The sequence below is a fragment of the Paraburkholderia sp. SIMBA_053 genome (genome assembly GCF_046534895.1).
GTDB classification, from domain to species: Bacteria; Pseudomonadota; Gammaproteobacteria; order Burkholderiales; family Burkholderiaceae; genus Paraburkholderia; species Paraburkholderia caledonica.
The window spans coordinates 1-263 of sequence record NZ_JAWRXU010000931.1; the positions used below are offsets into that span (position 1 = coordinate 1).

Consider the following 263-nt stretch of genomic DNA (forward strand, 5'->3'; position numbering starts at 1 on the left):
GCAGCACGATGAAACCGAGCACGGCCGAGATGGCGAAGTTCGCGACCGCTCGCCACATGCGGGGGTCGCTCGCCTGGCGCCCGAGGGAGCGCAGCCAGCCGACGAACCCGGGGCGGTCGCGCTGCTGCAGTCGCAACGGGGTGATCGGGGTGCGGTAGAGGGCACCGACACGGGCGACCTCGAACCACCCGAGTCCGTACAGGGCGTACACGAGCCCGACGAGGAGCACGAGGCCGATGCCGGCGGCGAAGAGCAGACCGAGG

1 protein-coding gene is annotated in these 263 nt (G+C 71.5%); it reads right to left on the reverse strand.

All coding sequences use genetic code 11. The features are described 5' to 3' along the window. On the reverse strand, positions 1-263 hold a 263-nt coding region (locus tag SB753_RS38335), incomplete at both ends, for a sensor domain-containing protein (RefSeq protein ID WP_410805326.1).